The sequence below is a fragment of the Clostridium aromativorans genome, from assembly GCF_020908015.1.
GTDB lineage: Bacteria > Bacillota > Clostridia > Clostridiales > Clostridiaceae > Clostridium_B > Clostridium_B aromativorans.
This window is the reverse complement of the sequence record NZ_JAJJPB010000025.1, coordinates 1-15280: the sequence shown is the minus strand read 5'-3', so window position 1 is coordinate 15280 and position 15280 is coordinate 1. Positions and strand designations below refer to the sequence as shown.

17 protein-coding genes, 1 pseudogene and 1 riboswitch are annotated in these 15280 nt (G+C 34.0%); of the genes and pseudogenes, 4 read left to right on the top strand and 14 right to left on the bottom strand.

What is annotated here, in order from left to right:
- Window positions 1-50: 50 nt before the first annotated feature.
- Together LN736_RS15180 and LN736_RS15175 are read left to right on the top strand one after the other, a co-directional pair.
- A complete protein-coding gene (locus LN736_RS15180; RefSeq protein WP_150357777.1) occupies window positions 51-236 on the top strand; it encodes a hypothetical protein in 186 nt (61 codons plus the stop codon).
- Between the two features lie 218 nt (window positions 237-454).
- Window positions 455-946, top strand: coding sequence for an HD domain-containing protein (locus LN736_RS15175; RefSeq protein ID WP_229981898.1), 492 nt, complete (start codon window positions 455-457; stop codon window positions 944-946).
- Window positions 947-1006: 60 nt separating this feature from the next.
- Here the strand turns inward: LN736_RS15175 and LN736_RS15170 are convergent, their stop codons facing one another.
- The 9 genes and pseudogenes from LN736_RS15170 to LN736_RS15130 form a co-directional block, all read right to left on the bottom strand.
- Window positions 1007-1624 (bottom strand): hypothetical protein, encoded by a 618-nt coding sequence (locus LN736_RS15170; RefSeq protein WP_229981897.1) that lies wholly within the window; start codon window positions 1622-1624, stop codon window positions 1007-1009.
- Between the two features lie 17 nt (window positions 1625-1641).
- Window positions 1642-1851, bottom strand: coding sequence for a hypothetical protein (locus LN736_RS15165; protein WP_229981896.1), 210 nt, complete (start codon window positions 1849-1851; stop codon window positions 1642-1644).
- Between the two features lie 183 nt (window positions 1852-2034).
- Window positions 2035-2205, bottom strand: coding sequence for a hypothetical protein (locus LN736_RS15160; RefSeq protein WP_229981913.1), 171 nt, complete (start codon window positions 2203-2205; stop codon window positions 2035-2037).
- Window positions 2202-2345, bottom strand: coding sequence for a hypothetical protein (locus tag LN736_RS15155; RefSeq protein ID WP_190972248.1), 144 nt, complete (start codon window positions 2343-2345; stop codon window positions 2202-2204). The genes LN736_RS15160 and LN736_RS15155 overlap by 4 nt, the downstream gene beginning before the upstream one ends.
- 642 nt (window positions 2346-2987) lie before the next feature.
- Window positions 2988-3344: a DNA-binding response regulator gene (locus tag LN736_RS15150; protein ID WP_150358323.1), complete on the bottom strand. Its 357-nt coding sequence runs from the start codon at window positions 3342-3344 to the stop codon at window positions 2988-2990.
- A gap of 182 nt (window positions 3345-3526) precedes the next feature.
- A complete protein-coding gene (locus tag LN736_RS15145; RefSeq protein ID WP_150358322.1) occupies window positions 3527-3889 on the bottom strand; it encodes a toxin-antitoxin system HicB family antitoxin in 363 nt (120 codons plus the stop codon).
- A gap of 76 nt (window positions 3890-3965) precedes the next feature.
- Window positions 3966-4211 carry a toxin HicA gene (locus tag LN736_RS15140; protein WP_229981895.1) on the bottom strand — a complete coding sequence of 82 codons (246 nt, stop codon included), beginning with the start codon at window positions 4209-4211 and terminating at the stop codon, window positions 3966-3968.
- Window positions 4212-4342: 131 nt separating this feature from the next.
- Window positions 4343-4504, bottom strand: a complete 162-nt coding sequence (locus LN736_RS15135) for a hypothetical protein (RefSeq protein ID WP_179978435.1) — start codon at window positions 4502-4504, stop codon at window positions 4343-4345.
- A 750-nt stretch (window positions 4505-5254) separates the two neighbouring features.
- Window positions 5255-6695 (bottom strand): annotated as a pseudogene (locus tag LN736_RS15130) (DDE-type integrase/transposase/recombinase).
- Between the two features lie 175 nt (window positions 6696-6870).
- Here LN736_RS15130 and LN736_RS15125 point away from each other — a divergent pair.
- Window positions 6871-7371 carry a DUF4489 domain-containing protein gene (locus LN736_RS15125; RefSeq protein WP_150358320.1) on the top strand — a complete coding sequence of 167 codons (501 nt, stop codon included), beginning with the start codon at window positions 6871-6873 and terminating at the stop codon, window positions 7369-7371.
- Window positions 7372-7391: 20 nt separating this feature from the next.
- On the opposite strand, the gene LN736_RS15120 is transcribed toward LN736_RS15125, so the two are convergent.
- Window positions 7392-7628 (bottom strand): hypothetical protein, encoded by a 237-nt coding sequence (locus LN736_RS15120; RefSeq protein WP_229981894.1) that lies wholly within the window; start codon window positions 7626-7628, stop codon window positions 7392-7394.
- 857 nt (window positions 7629-8485) lie between these two features.
- Between LN736_RS15120 and LN736_RS15115 the strand changes: the two genes are divergently transcribed.
- Window positions 8486-9211: an ion transporter gene (locus LN736_RS15115; protein ID WP_229981893.1), complete on the top strand. Its 726-nt coding sequence runs from the start codon at window positions 8486-8488 to the stop codon at window positions 9209-9211.
- A gap of 226 nt (window positions 9212-9437) precedes the next feature.
- Here LN736_RS15115 and guaA read toward each other — a convergent pair whose 3' ends face one another.
- The 4 genes from guaA to groES all read right to left on the bottom strand — a co-directional run bounded on the left by guaA (window position 9438) and on the right by groES (window position 14880).
- Window positions 9438-10970 (bottom strand): glutamine-hydrolyzing GMP synthase, encoded by a 1533-nt coding sequence (guaA, locus tag LN736_RS15110; RefSeq protein ID WP_150358317.1) that lies wholly within the window; start codon window positions 10968-10970, stop codon window positions 9438-9440.
- Between the two features lie 108 nt (window positions 10971-11078).
- The gene (gene guaB / locus LN736_RS15105; RefSeq protein ID WP_229981892.1) at window positions 11079-12536 is read right to left on the bottom strand and encodes an IMP dehydrogenase; all 1458 of its coding nucleotides are present in this window, start codon (window positions 12534-12536) and stop codon (window positions 11079-11081) included.
- A gap of 103 nt (window positions 12537-12639) precedes the next feature.
- Window positions 12640-12737: riboswitch (purine riboswitch) on the bottom strand.
- Between the two features lie 160 nt (window positions 12738-12897).
- Complete coding sequence (groL, locus tag LN736_RS15100) at window positions 12898-14535, bottom strand: chaperonin GroEL (RefSeq protein ID WP_150358315.1); 1638 nt, start codon at window positions 14533-14535, stop codon at window positions 12898-12900.
- Window positions 14536-14595: 60 nt separating this feature from the next.
- On the bottom strand, window positions 14596-14880 hold the full coding sequence (groES, locus tag LN736_RS15095; protein WP_150358314.1) for a co-chaperone GroES: 285 nt from the start codon (window positions 14878-14880) through the stop codon (window positions 14596-14598).
- Window positions 14881-15280 lie beyond the last annotated feature (400 nt).

The following is a 15280-nucleotide window of genomic DNA, read 5'->3' as shown; positions in this document are numbered from 1 at the left end:
CTTACAAAGGAGTCGTTGCGGTTAATTTGACAGCAGAGGGGGTGACATAAATGAGTGATTCTATTACTATTACATCTATAGTATGCGTTACAATAGTAAGTATAGTAGGCATTTTTGCTATGCTTGCATACTTAAAAGAAAGAGCCATTCTTAAATATAAGAACAGCTCTAAACACAGTAATAATGAAATATCTATTACTGCGGATAGTGATAAAGAAAATAACTCAAAAAACTAAAATGCACCCTCGCTAAGTGCACTTTAGTTAATTAAAAACATATTTAAATCACGAAAACCGTAACGGCTTCTTTTGAATATATTATACCACATTGTATTGTATTTTAAACATACGATATATTAATTTTACACAAAAATAAGTTATGATAATTTGTATTTGCAAAATTGTACATTATTAATATATAAAACAGTAATTTGCAATATTGAGGAGGAGTTTTTATGATAGTTTCAGAAATTACAACAAAGATGATTGAGTATTCTAGGGGAAATCTTCATGATATTAATCATTTTATGAAGGTATACGCTTATGCTAAAATAATTGGAGAATGCGAAAAATTAGATAAGAATACACAAACTGTATTGGAAGTAGCAGCAATTGTTCATGATATTGCCTGCCCACTTTGCCGAGAAAAATATGGAAATACAAATGGTAAGTATCAAGAAAAAGAAGGCGAAATTTTAGTTGCTGAGTTTCTAAAGGATATCGGATATTCTGAAGAATTTATCAATCGAATTATTTTTTTGGTTGGTCATCATCATACTCTTAGGGATATTACCGGATTGGACTATCAGATTTTGGTTGAGGCAGATTATATTGTGAATGCTGACGAGAGTAATTATTCTAAAACAAATATTAATAATGCAATGGGGAAAATTTTTAAGACACCAACTGGTATTGCTTTATTAAAATCTATCTATGGTCTTAAGTAAATTTCAATTTATAATTTAATTAAGTAAGCCCTAGAGCAGTCTTCCGCCCTAGGGCTAAAATTATTGTGCTGGCTGTGCTGGAGCTGTTGCACTAGCTGCACCTTGCACCGGAGCCACAGTGCTCTGTATATCAGCAATCTTCTTTTTCAATTCTCCGTTTTCCTGCTGCAGCTGACTTCTTTCATTTTGGAGCTGTGAATTTTGAGTCTGGAGCTGCGATATTTGAGCCTGAGTCGCCGTCTGCCCAGCTGACTTTTTCTCTTCTGGGCTTTTGAGTTCGTATACTTTACTCTCAATTACCCCGGAAACTATGGTCCTTACATTGTCATCCACTTCTATTCCCAACTTCTGAAGTACACTATATACATAATCTTCAGCACTCTTTTTCCTCTGGTCCGCTGGAAGCTGTGAAGATATATTGAGCTGTTGAGCTTGCCCTACACCTATCTCTGCATACTTTTCTATGATACTCAAAATATTAAGGAATTTATTACCCGGTACTATAGCTTTTGCAGCATCAGTATATTTTTTGACCTCCTGCAGGCCATTGTCAACCTTTTGTAATATCTCTCCAGTGTCAACACCCTTCCTTTTTAAAGCTGGCAGGAGTACCAATACTGTAGCTCCCGCTCCAACAGCTAGTCCTATAACAATAAATAATATAGTCAAACTTGACATTTTTATATTCCTCCCAATTAATCTTTATTTGGTTTTTCGCTTATTATAGAAAATAATTCTGGATAAACTAGTCCAGTTTTTTTAATAGCCATGGATATAATGCGTTTAATATCTTGAGTTGCACCTGATTTATATATCTGCAATAATTTTGCCAGTAAATAGATATTCAACTGTTTAGCTCGATCTCTATCTCTCTTGATTGCTTTTATTTTCTCATCAGTATACATACTTTATTCCCTCCACTTTATTTCTCTGTGTATATAATATATATGCACTTTTTGAAATATAGGCAGGAAAATCTGAAAATTTCTTAGAATTATTTTTTTATTTGCCTCCATTTTTTATAAAATTTAAAACCGCCTGTGCTGTTTCATATCTATCTGAACCGCTAATCCGTTTCCACCAAAAGGCTAATCTCTATCATAGTTAGGAGTTAGCCTTATCCTATAGCCATTAGCTACATTAGCGTCTTCATTTGTTATTTCAGTTATGGTTGTAGGATTTTCTTCATCAGTTTCAATAACTATTTCAGTATATTTATCTGATAACACGTCTATACTTTCTGTTCCCATTTTCTTCACCTCACCCTCCTAATAGCACCCTTGACCCTCCGGTAGCAGTCATGCCGCATCAATTTTTCTATATCACAAAAGGAGAGGTCTTTGCCTCTCCCAGACTCATTCTTATTTAATTTTTTCTTCTTGGGCTTTTCTTTTTCCATATCTCTCACCTTTGTTTATGTTATGATTAAATAAAAAGGAGATTGTCATTCATGAAAATTCTAAAGTACATATTCTTATGGATTATAAGTTTTATAGTTTTTATGTATGGTTCATTTATTCTTGTAGGATTGTTGTCCAATAACAATGATAACTCTGAAATATTAATTGGTATTTATTCATTAGGAGCAACTATTATAACTTGTACATACTTAATAATAAATTCTTTAAAACAAAAATAAGCACTAATCTTACAGTGCCTATTTCATAATCTTAAGGGAGTTCAATTTTATAAAGAATTTGCTGATGGTTGCATTTAAGTTTATAGTGCCCTGCAACCGCAGACACTAATTTACACTTATTATTCTTAAAGGGGACAATATTTAAAAACTATTTATTTTGGGAATTAAACTTTATGAAAATCCTTTTCGCTAGCATCTATTTCCTTAGGACACTTATAAGTATATATGGTATTTGTGACAACTTAGTGTCGTATTAATTAACTATTTATAAATATTATGAATTTTTAAAGACACCCAACTAAAAGCCAGGTGTCTTTTACAAGATATAGGAATTATATTTATAGCATATAAACCATATTGGAGGCCCCATTTAATCCTGGAGCCACAGGTTTATTGAGGGTATTAAAATCTATCTTTATATTCATTTGCCAATCTTTTCGGCGTGTCCCATGTAACAACCGGAGCGACTTCTTTATTTAATATTATATCTCCATTAGGCTTTGTCTTGTATATGGATCTGTTCTTTTTTACAAAGGTGCTATCTCCCATATATCTGTTCGCCTGATAGTTTACCGCTTTCAACACTTCACGCCTGCGGATCAGTGCAACTTGATGTTTTATTTTCAAACTTCCAAAATTCCTTTGAATGCACTTTTTAATAGTATCTTTTTTACAATTTAATTTCCTGGCAACCTCGGAATCTGTGAATCCTTGGATATATAATTTCCTTACCTGCTGTTTATCTATAACGGGTTTCAAAACATCACTCTCCTAAAAAGAATATAGTTCAATCAAACCATAAAAGGGGACATGTTTTATTTTCACCAAATTGAATTCCTTAATTCATTTATATTATATATCATCCTTACGAAGATTTTTCCCAAATTTATTCCACTTTTGTATCAAATCTGTCTCATTTTTGTCTCACGATTTTTTGTTAATTAACTTTTACTTTGAATTCCTGCACCTTTACTTAAAAGATATACACAATATTGGTTCATACTTATACCTTCTTCTTTAGATTTCTCCATTAATTCCTTATGAAGTGATTTAGGCATCCTTAGTTTAAACTGTCCTGAAAAATTTTCTTCCTCCAGTGGTTCCGGTATCAACATTCCATCTTCAAGTGCTGATTCAAGCCAACTTCTTTTTGCATCATTTAAAAGATTTATCCCTTCGTCAATTGTATCTGCACAAGTAATGCATCCTTTTAATTCTGGATATTTTAATACATATCCACCTTCTTCGTCTTTTATAACTTCAATTTTATAGTTAAGATTCATATAATATTCTATATTCTTCAAAACGTACTCCTCCTTCCAGAATATAGTATTGCCTATTTGTTTATACTAATTTTTATAAAATTAGATATTCAATACTTTATTTCTCTCTTTCTTGGGATTCTACTATATCCCTTACTAATTTCACATATGTAACTTTAATTGGCCTTTTATATGGTATGGTAATTGGATTCCTTCCATCTTTTCTGAATGTCCAGTGGCTACTTCCACCCTTTGGAGACTTCCCTGAATAGCCATAACTTTCTAACACTTTCTTTAACTCTGAAAATCTCATATCAGTTGAAAGATTTTTTATTTCTTCTATCAGCTTATCAAACTTTGACATTTCTTATGTACCTCCTGCTAATATCATTATAATATGATGTCATATATGATGTCAATATATTTTAAATAAAAAGTGCTAGCTTTTTATTTACAGCTATCACCATATAAGGTATCGCAATTACTTTAATCATTTCACCACCTGCATCTTATACGGCCACGCTTATTACACTTTTTAACCAATTCCCCTACAACCTCATACACCATGTTTTCCTTTTCCTTGGCTTTCTTTACTCTTCGTTTCTGCAGCATATTATATGTCATTTCAGCTTTCTCTCTAGCTGTCAGCTTCTCCATGTATACCACTCCTAAAATTATTTCTTTAAGCTAACTTTTTTCTTGTCTCATATTCATGATTTCTTTGTAAGATTGTCAACTCCTAAAATTACCAGAATAATAATTTGATTTCTGCACATCCTATTTTCATAAGGATATCAATGCACTCAAGATGTTAGAATATTAAAGTTTATGTGAAGTTTGAAAGAAGTTTGTATGAATTAAAATGTTTTTTCTTGATGCATTGATACTTACTTTACACTGGAGATGATGAATCTCCAGTGTTTAAACTTATACTACATTAAACCTCATTCCAGGGACTTTTATCCTTGGTTTTTTTCTTCGTGAAAAACATTCATAAGCTACAATATCACATCTATTCAATTATTCAATATCATATATTATAAGGATATTCTAACAATTAACTTATACTTAAAAAATTCACAGCGCTATCAAATTGTATTATTAAAATTCTCTATAAAGATAGTGTAAAGTGAGCTATGAAAAAATAATTCTAAAAAATATGTTCGTAAGAGCTTAGATTATTGTGATTTTTTTCTAAAATAAGGTTTGATTGTTAGAACCGCCACCCTTGACTGCATGATAAATAAATGCTCTGAAGGATATACCGACGGCGAAGAAACTCAAAAACAGATAGATTTCACCGTCTTGTTCACAGCATTTTAGCATTTATTTATAACGCCATCAAGGGCAAGCCCGAAGGGTGGCTAAGTTGTACCTCCGGCTCAAAAATCTAAAAACAGATAGTGGTTAGGCCACTGGATTTTCCTGCATATTTAGGATAGTCTGCTGGCCAAGATAAATGAGAAGCTGCCACTTGGCAGGCATATTACCTGCATTAGATAAAATATCTATCTCATTTAGTGGCTTCCAGTAATTATAAGGATGTGGGCGCAGAAAGTTATAGTAGGCAACCCAGAGAGAAACGCCATAGAGAGCACCATTTTCGCTTCCATAACCACCAGTAACACGGTAGGAAGACTTGAAGGTGCGGTTAAGCCGCTCTACTACTTGCTTTACCCAACGGAATTCAGTGGATACAGCATCATCATTGGTAAGTCCGATGACTTGAGTAACATCAAAATCCCAGCCATTCATGAGCTTGCATTGTTGGCTGGCAAGAGGATAGGCACTGTAGCCATCTGCAATAAATTTCAGGGCTTTATTGGGAAATTCTTTAAACTTCTCAAAAGCCATGCGCATAGCCAGAATACATGGACCTACAGATCTGGTATCAGATACCTGATAGCCAAGAATAGACTTTTTACAGGCATCCATGACAATCCAAACATAGTGTTTTATGCCTTTAACCTTGATGTAGGTTTCATCGGCAGAAAGAATCTTGGAAGGTTTGTAGTCAAAAGTATCCGTAAAAGGTTTGATAACTGCGGCAGCAGTCATAGCATAGTTAGAAACCATGGTGTGTGAAATTTTTATACCATGAACTTCCTGTAAAGCGTGGGCTGTCTGCCTTGTTGAAAGCTTCAGATTCACATGATAGGTAAGGCACAATCCCATGATGTGGGCATTGAACTTCCTATACTTAAAATTAACAGCATTTTTAGGAAGTCCATGTAAGTCCATCTTGAAAAAATCTACTGTGAACTCACGATAGATATAGTGAAGCTTATATTTGTGTTTGTGAGCCGCATCCAGGTTTTTAGGCAATTTAGAAAGATTGCTTTGGTAGTAGGAGCATTCAGGATTAACACATTTATGTATACGAAAGTGTTTTCTGTCTTTCCTGGGTGGAAAGAGTATGTCCACAATAAGGGCAGAGAAATACCATGGGTTTGTCAGCATGATTGCTTTCGTTGAAATTCTGGCCGCAGACTTTACACTGAAACTGACCTCTATTTCCGTTATTATCGTAAATGTAGTTATGGGGTGCACCACACCTGGGACACAAAATATTTTCAGGGATGGACTTTCCGTTACGTCTTTTAACAGGTTTGATTAGCTTATTGTATTTATGTTCATAGTAAGCTAAGAGAAGCCTAAAATCAACCTTCTCAAAGTGAAGGATTTTAGGAAGTTTGTCCACTTTGAATTTTTGATATTCTGGGCTATGCGAATCCTCAAAAGCCCACTGCTTGAGAGGAATATATTTAGCGATAAACAAAAGTAATTGAGAAATTATTTTCAAAAGATATTGATTATATAAGAACAAGTAAGTTATAATTGAATCCAAGACAATGACACCCTTTCGTGTTTATTTTTGGTTTTAGCAGATTCAATTATAACATGAAATAGGGGGTCATTGTTTTTTTATTGAAAAAATTCTGTAACCCTTGATATATAAAGAATAAATTTTAAAAATAGTGTAAAAAACTTTACACTAACTCTATAAACAGGGGGATCAATATATGAATTCAATATCAAATGATTATAGACATAATTGTGAAACCAATAAACTACACCCAGTTATTTTAAAATGTGGAGAAGCTGGTCAGGTAATAATACCTGATACTACCCCAGGTGGAACTACTGCTACCATCACTACTATCACCATAGATACTTCTAAATTTCGTAATCCATGTACGAAACTCGAATTCACAAGTAATATAATTGCAACACCTACTTCACCCACAGCACCTGTTGTAGGGACTTTAAATTTTCAAGTATTTAAATTCTGTGGTGATCAACAACCCATACCTATTGGCGGACAGTTTTCTTTTGCATTAGCACAAGCAGTCGCAGTCCCTGCTTCTACTACATTCACATTTTTTGTATGCGACTGTAACCAATGTTTAAACGGATGCTGCACTTATACTATAACAGTAACAGCTGCTGGGACTATTATTACAGGCCATATTGGTGTTTTCGCTGCAAGGCTAGCAGCAATTACTGTAGATAATCCGAAATAATACTATTGAATAAATAATTTTTAAGAAAATGGTATATTAATCATATCTTTTCTTGATTGATACCATTTTCTTAAAATCTTGGTTACATCTGCCGATATCTGCTTGCATACACCTGTTTCATAATTAAGTAACGATCCAACACTGACATCCAGCAGTTCACTAGCTCCTTCTCGACTTCTGAGTTTGTCATTACTTTCGGATGTCTTTATCCTTGCTTTTTTGTAAATTATATCCGCGTCTCTTATGGATCTGCTCATATGTTCCCACCTCTTTCTATATTGAAATTAAACATTCTAATAGTAAAACTAATACGAAATTGTACTCTGCTCGTCTCCTTTTGCTAGTAAAATATAGATATAAGCTCCCATTATCTTCTAAAGGTTCTTGCATTATTTTGTAGAATTATCACCTTAAAGGTGGTGTTTAAAATTTCTACTATAATATTGGATGAAAATACTATTGAACAAATTAGTAAAACATTAGGTGAATATCTAACTGGTTCTCAAATAACTGAATTTCTATCTAAAATCGGTATAAATGAGAATTCACCTAATACCAAATGGCGAAGACTCAATTTTTGTTTTCAAATGAAGCAAAATCAAGATAAATGTGCTAATAATATTCTTCATTTCATTGAACTTGTTGTTAAACCTGTAAGGTTCGTAAATGATAAACACCGTTTTTATGAATTATTAACTGACTTAAATGACATTCTTATATTCTCAGGCTTAAAAATTAACGAACAAGGAAAATTTACTTTAGTTAAAAAAGTTACTACTTTAAGTGAAGCTCAAGAGAGAGCGTCCAAATTGAGGAAAGTCCTCTATTGATTTATCACATATTACATATAAAGATACTGAATCCTATTTCAGCATCTTAGTAGATAATAATACAAGAGGATTTGTAGGTTAGCACTTAGAACTAAAAAAATATTAATATTACCCAATAAAGATAAGACACACACAAAATATGAATTAAAATCCTTAGATGACTTATATTTATATTCAGATAAATTAACTGAAGTACTAAATAAATATATAGAACAAACTAATGAATAAATGCAGAAAAATGGTAATATTTAATGAAATTCTCCAATTTCGAGAAACTACATAAAATGTATAATTTTTTTATTATACTATTTTCTCTAATTGCAGTGATTTTAGCTTTTTTAGATTTGGCCAATAAAATTAACATAGACATTCCTCCGTATAATTACATTGATAACGCTATTTTAATTATTTTTACAGTAGATTATTTCACACGATTAATTATTTCACAAAATAAAAAAAGATTTTTTAAAGAAAACATATTTGATCTGATTGCTATAATTCCATTCAGTTCTTTCTTTAGGGTTACAAGACTTTTTAGGGCTTTAAAATTAATTAAACTAACTAGATTATTTAAATTAATTAGGCTTTTAGCCTTTCTGGAAAAACTTAAGAAAAATACTAGAAATTTTCTATATACAAATGGTTTTATATATTTAATATATGCAAATTTAATAACTATAACGGCAGGATCATTTTCTATATACTTTTTTGAAAAAGGAGTAACCGTAAAATCCATTGGAGATGCTTTTTGGTGGAGCTTTGTAACTACTACAACCGTTGGATATGGAGATATATCTCCTAAGACCATTCCTGATAGAATAACAGCAGGAATTCTTATGATAATGGGAATAGGCCTTATAAGTTTACTTACCGGCACTATATCAATTTATTTTATAAATAAAATAAATAATAATAAAACACTACCAGATTATAACGAACTCCCTGAAGAAGCACAAAAAGAGATTGAGGATTTTATTCAATATATTAAAAGTAAGTATATAAATAATTAAACTTAAGTATAAATTTAACAAAAATATAAATGGAGGCAATTGCTTCTAACCTGAACAAGATTGCTAAAACTGAAACACCTGCTGCTGTTATTTCAGGACTTGAAAAAGCAGCTCAAAAAAAGTGATAAAAAGCTATAAAAATTAAAAGCGGAACGTTTCCGGTACGCTTTTACAAAAAACAAAGCCAGAAACCCAGCATTCATGCTGGTTTCCGGCTTCTATGCTGTCACTCCCATTCAATTGTAGCAGGTGGTTTGCTGGTTATATCGTAGACAATTCTATTTACACCTTTAACTTCATTTACTATCCTTCTGGACACCTTATCCAGCACAGGATAGGGTATCTTAGCCCAGTCCGAGGTCATGGCGTCTGTGGAGATAACAGCCCTAAGAGCAACAGTATAGCAGTAGGTCCTCTCATCGCCCATTACCCCTACAGAACGTATATTGGGAAGACAGGCAAAATACTGCCATATGGATTCATCCAATCCTGCATTGGCTATTTCCTCTCTAAATATTGCATCTGCTTCTCTAGTTATTTCAAGTTTCTCCTCATTAATGTCCCCTAAAACCCTTATTGCAAGTCCAGGTCCCGGGAATGGCTGCCTCCATACCAATTTGTGAGGTATACCCAATTGTTCTCCCACAGTCCTGACCTCATCCTTAAATAATTCCCTTAGAGGTTCTATAAGTTTAAAATCCATATTTTTCGGAAGTCCTCCTACATTATGATGGCTTTTTATAGTATCAGAAGCTCCAAGGCCGCTTTCCACAACATCAGGATATATAGTTCCCTGGACTAAAAAACCTATTTCACCCAATTTTTTAGCTTCTTCTTCAAATACCCTTATAAACTCCTCCCCTATTATCTTTCTCTTCTTTTCAGGATCAGACACTCCTTTCAATTTTCCCAAAAACCTGTCTTTCGCATTAACTCTTACAAAGTTCATGTCAAACTGTTCTTTAAACACATGTTCTACCTGATCTCCTTCATTTTTTCGAAGAAGTCCGTGATCCACAAAAATACAGGTGAGTTTTTTACCAACAGCTTTATGTACAAGAACTGCCGCTACAGAAGAATCCACTCCGCCTGACATGGCACATATTACCTTCTTATCTCCAATTTTTTCTCTAATAAGTTTTACTTTCTCCTCCACAAAAGAAGACATGGACCAATCTCCCTTTAAATTGCAGATTTTAAGCAAAAAATTCGTGAGCATTTTTTTACCAAAGGGAGTGTGCTGAACCTCAGGATGAAACTGAACTCCATATATCTTTTTGGAATCATTCCCCACAGCTGCCACAGGGCACTCGTCAGTAGAAGCTATAATTTCAAAACCTTCTGGTGCACGGGACACCACATCCGTATGGCTCATCCAACAGCTCTGCTCTTTATCTATACCGCTGAATAAAATACTGTTATTGTCCAGTACAACATCCGCCTTTCCATATTCTCTAACCACAGCACTTTTAACTTCTCCACCTAAATTGGCACATATGAATTGATGTCCATAGCATATACCTAAAATAGGGATCCCTAAACTGAAAATTCTCCTGCTTATTTTAGGAGCATTTTTCCCATACACACTTTTAGGACCACCAGTAAATATTATTCCACTGGGGTTTTTATCTATTATTTTATCCAGAGAGCAAGTATAGGGAACTATTTCACAATATACATTGTTTTCCCTAACCCTCCTCGCTATAAGTTGATTATACTGCCCTCCAAAATCTATTATAATAACCATCTGCCTATCCATGGATTTCCTCCTAACCACTTTTAAATAATTACATCAATTATCACGGTTACAGCTCATTTATAATTATATCATCCAAAAATATATATTGTAGTAAATCAACTAGTTTATTTATTCCTGTCTCACGCTATAGTTAGGTGCCTCTCTAGTCATAGATATATCATGGGGATGACTTTCTCTAAGCCCAGCAGAAGATTGAATTACAAAAGTAGCTTTTTCATATAGATCTTTTAATGTAGGAGCTCCTAAATATCCCATACCTGAACGTATTCCTCCAAGGAGCTGAAATATAGTATCTGCCACAGGTCCCTTGCAAGGCACCCTGCCTTCTACTCCTTCTGGAACTAATTTTTTATTTCCCTCTTGAAAATATCTATCTTTGCTTCCACAGGCCATAGCAGCTAGTGATCCCATTCCCCTATAAACTTTATAGCTCCTTCCTTTATATATTTCAGTTTCACCAGGAGCTTCATCACAACCTGCAAACATAGAACCCATCATAGCCACCTTGGCACCGGCTGCCAATGCCTTTACTATATCTCCTGAATACTTTATCCCTCCATCTGCAATAATCGGGACATCAAATTTATTGGCTTCCTCTACACAATCCATTATTGCCGTAAGCTGTGGTACCCCTACACCGGATATAACCCTTGTAGTACATATAGAACCAGGGCCAATGCCCACTTTTACACAATCCACTCCAGCTTTTACAAGATCCCTTACAGCATCACCTGTCGCAATATTTCCTGCAATAATTTGCAATTCCGGATATTTTCCCTTTATAGTTTGAACTGCATCCAGAACTCCCTTGGAATGACCATGGGCCGTATCCACAGTTATAACATCTACTCCCATTTTAGCCAATGCATCTACCCTATCCATCATATCCACAGTAACGCCCACTGCAGCACCGCATAAAAGTCTTCCTTTGGAATCCTTGGCACTGTTGGGAAATCTCTTTACCTTTTCTATATCCTTTATAGTTATGAGTCCTCTTAAATTATTATTTTCATCCACTAAAGGCAGTTTTTCTATTTTATGTGTTTTAAGTATTTTCTTGGCCTCTTCAATAGTTGTATCCTCTGGAGCTGTTACAAGTCCCTCACTGGTCATGACCTGTGAAATTTTCTTATAATAATTTGTTTCAAAAACTATATCCCTGTTTGTAATTATACCCACCAGTTTCCCCCTTGTAGTTATGGGTATGCCTGATATTCTGTATTTGCTCATGAGGGCAAGGGCATCATTTATGCTGTTGTCCGGTGAAAGATAAAAGGGATCAGTAATTACACCATTTTCCTGTCTCTTTACCTTGTCTACCTCTATAGCCTGCTGCTCTATAGACATATTTTTATGTATTATACCAATACCGCCTTCTCTTGCCATAGCAATTGCCATTTTGGAATCAGTGACAGTATCCATGCTAGCACTCATAAGAGGTATGTTTAATTTGATTTTTTTAGTTAAATTAGTTGCAAGGGACACCTCTCTAGGTAAAACTTCAGATTTATTTGGTATTAAAAGTACATCATCGAAAGTATAGGCTTCCTTTAAAATTCTTGCCAATTAAAATCACTCCTAAAATTATAATATGTTAATAATTACTGTTTAAAAAATGTTTAATAAAAAAGCCCTACTAAATTCATTCATAATGAAAGTAATATGGCTATACTATAATAACTCCATTCATAGTCGGAAATTTACGGCTTCCGGTAGATACTTCCTGCCATATTGAGGAAATATATGAAATGGATAAAATCAAATCTTATTATAAATTTCGACATTTTTCTACCTGTCTTATTAACTATTTACACTATTTTATTCAATTTTTCTGTTTTTGTCAATGTGAATTTATACTATTTTAGAAAGTATTATAAAACCCCATATCCAATGATACGGGGTTTTAAAGTCTGCTGAAGCTCGAAAATTAGTACATTCCGTCCATTCCGCCGCCCATTCCAGGTGCACCTGGTCCAGGAGCTGGAGTGTTCTTCTCCGGAATATCTGCTACTGCTGCTTCTGTAGTCAAGAATGTAGCTGCTACAGATGCTGCATTTTGAAGTGCCGATCTTGTAACTTTAGTTGGATCAACTATTCCATTGTCTACCATATCTACATATTTATCATTTAGTACATTATAGCCAATACCAACTTTACTATTTTTAACTTTTTCAATTATCACAGAACCCTCAACACCTGCATTAGCTGCTATCTGCCTAATTGGTTCTTCCAGTGCTTTTCTCACTATATCTATACCAACCTTTACGTCTGGTATATCTGAAGTTAACTTCTCAACTTCTGGAATTGCATTGATATAAGCTGTTCCACCACCAGGTCCCATGCCTTCTTCAACTCCTGCCTTAGTAGCTGCCAGTGCATCTTCTATTCTCATTTTCTTTTCTTTTAATTCAGTTTCAGTTGCTGCTCCAACTTTTATTACAGCTACTCCGCCGGCAAGTTTTGCAAGTCTTTCCTGTAATTTTTCCTTGTCAAAATCGGAAGTAGTTTCTTCTATCTGTACTTTAATTTGAGATACCCTGTCTTTAATAGCTTGCTTATCTCCTCTTCCATTTACAATAGTGGTATTTTCTTTGTCTATCTTCACGGATTCAGCTCTTCCTAAATCCTGTAAATCAACTTCCTTTAAGTCTCTTCCAAGTTCTTCAGAAATCACCTGTCCTCCAGTAAGTACCGCTATATCCTGAAGCATTTCTTTTCTTCTATCTCCAAATCCAGGTGCCTTTACTGCTACGCATGTAAATGTACCCTTCAACTTATTTACAACTAAGGTTGCAAGGGCTTCACCCTCTACATCTTCAGCAATTATAAGTAATTTCTTTCCCTGCTGAACTATTTTTTCAAGCAGTGGAAGTATCTCTTGAATATTTGATATTTTTTTATCCGTTATCAATATATAGGGATCATCTAATACGGCTTCCATCTTTTCCGTATCTGTAACCATATATGCACTTAAATAGCCTCTGTCAAATTGCATACCCTCAACTACATCCAGCTCAGTTCCCATAGTCTTAGATTCTTCAACAGTTATAACACCCTCGTTGCCGACCTTCTCCATGGCGTCAGCAATCAATTTACCTATTTCTTCATCAGAAGCTGATATAGATGCAATTCTCGCTATATCTTCTTTTCCCTTTACTGTCCTTGAAACTTTCTTTATTTCTTCTACTGCCTTATCCACAGCTATTTTTATACCCTGTCTTATAAGCATTGGATTTGCCCCTGCTGTAACATTTTTTAATCCTTCTCTTATTATAGCCTGAGCCAGTAAAGTTGCTGTAGTAGTTCCGTCTCCTGCCACATCATTTGTCTTCGTAGCAACTTCTTTTACAAGCTGAGCTCCCATATTCTCATAGGGATCTTCTAACTCTATCTCCTTTGCTATAGTAACACCGTCATTAGTAATAAGTGGTGTACCAAATTTCTTGTCAAGTATTACATTTCTTCCCTTAGGTCCAAGGGTAATTTTTACTGTATTCGCTAATTTATTTACGCCTTCTTGCATTTTCGTTCTTGCATCTTCACTGAATAAAATACTTTTTGCCATAAAAAAACCTCCCTACAACTACATATTATAATAAATACTTTTTTTAAATTAATAATGTTCTTATTCGATTATAGCCAATATGTCATCCTGCCTCAAGATAGTATACTCCGTACCATCTATTTTTACTTCATTCCCGGCATATTTGGAAAACAGTACTCTATCTCCTACTTTAACCTCCATAGTGATTTCTTTTCCATCAACTACTCCACCAGGTCCTACTGCTACAATCTCAGCTTCTTGTGGTTTTTCTTTAGCAGTACCTGGCAAAACGATACCACTCTTAGTGGTTTCCTCCACTTCAATTTTTTTAATTACAACTCTGTCTCCAAGTGGTCTAATTTTCATCTAAACCCCTCCTTAAAATACTTTAGATTTATTTAAATTTAATTTTTAACTTTTCTTGTTAGCACTCATTAATTATGAGTGCTAATACAATTATTATAATAATGAATCCCATTTATATTATCAAATTTAAATTTGGCATATATTATGCTATTTTTCCCAAAAAACATCCAATATACTTTAATTAAGTAAATATTTCAGCTTATTTCTGTATATTTTATGAATATACTATTATAGAAACATCACTCAAAAGACATCATAGTATTACTTTTCAATTACATTTGTATAAATTTTCTGTGAACTGCCACCACTTATAGAAGTGGATGGCTTCTTAGTCAATATTCCTAATGGAACAAGTTTACCTAAGCTCTAAAGGTCGAACCAACCTCAGTGTATTACCAAA

Coding starts and splice junctions, on each gene's coding strand:
- LN736_RS15180 (WP_150357777.1), top strand. CDS start 51: ATGAGTGATTCTATTACTATTACATCTATAGTATGCGTTACAATAGTA.
- LN736_RS15175 (WP_229981898.1), top strand. CDS start 455: ATGATAGTTTCAGAAATTACAACAAAGATGATTGAGTATTCTAGGGGA.
- LN736_RS15170 (WP_229981897.1), bottom strand. CDS start 1,624: ATGTCAAGTTTGACTATATTATTTATTGTTATAGGACTAGCTGTTGGA.
- LN736_RS15165 (WP_229981896.1), bottom strand. CDS start 1,851: ATGTATACTGATGAGAAAATAAAAGCAATCAAGAGAGATAGAGATCGA.
- LN736_RS15155 (WP_190972248.1), bottom strand. CDS start 2,345: ATGGAAAAAGAAAAGCCCAAGAAGAAAAAATTAAATAAGAATGAGTCT.
- LN736_RS15140 (WP_229981895.1), bottom strand. CDS start 4,211: ATGTCAAAGTTTGATAAGCTGATAGAAGAAATAAAAAATCTTTCAACT.
- LN736_RS15135 (WP_179978435.1), bottom strand. CDS start 4,504: ATGGAGAAGCTGACAGCTAGAGAGAAAGCTGAAATGACATATAATATG.
- LN736_RS15125 (WP_150358320.1), top strand. CDS start 6,871: ATGAATTCAATATCAAATGATTATAGACATAATTGTGAAACCAATAAA.
- LN736_RS15120 (WP_229981894.1), bottom strand. CDS start 7,628: ATGAGCAGATCCATAAGAGACGCGGATATAATTTACAAAAAAGCAAGG.
- LN736_RS15115 (WP_229981893.1), top strand. CDS start 8,486: ATGTATAATTTTTTTATTATACTATTTTCTCTAATTGCAGTGATTTTA.
- guaA (WP_150358317.1), bottom strand. CDS start 10,970: ATGGATAGGCAGATGGTTATTATAATAGATTTTGGAGGGCAGTATAAT.
- groL (WP_150358315.1), bottom strand. CDS start 14,535: ATGGCAAAAAGTATTTTATTCAGTGAAGATGCAAGAACGAAAATGCAA.
- groES (WP_150358314.1), bottom strand. CDS start 14,880: ATGAAAATTAGACCACTTGGAGACAGAGTTGTAATTAAAAAAATTGAA.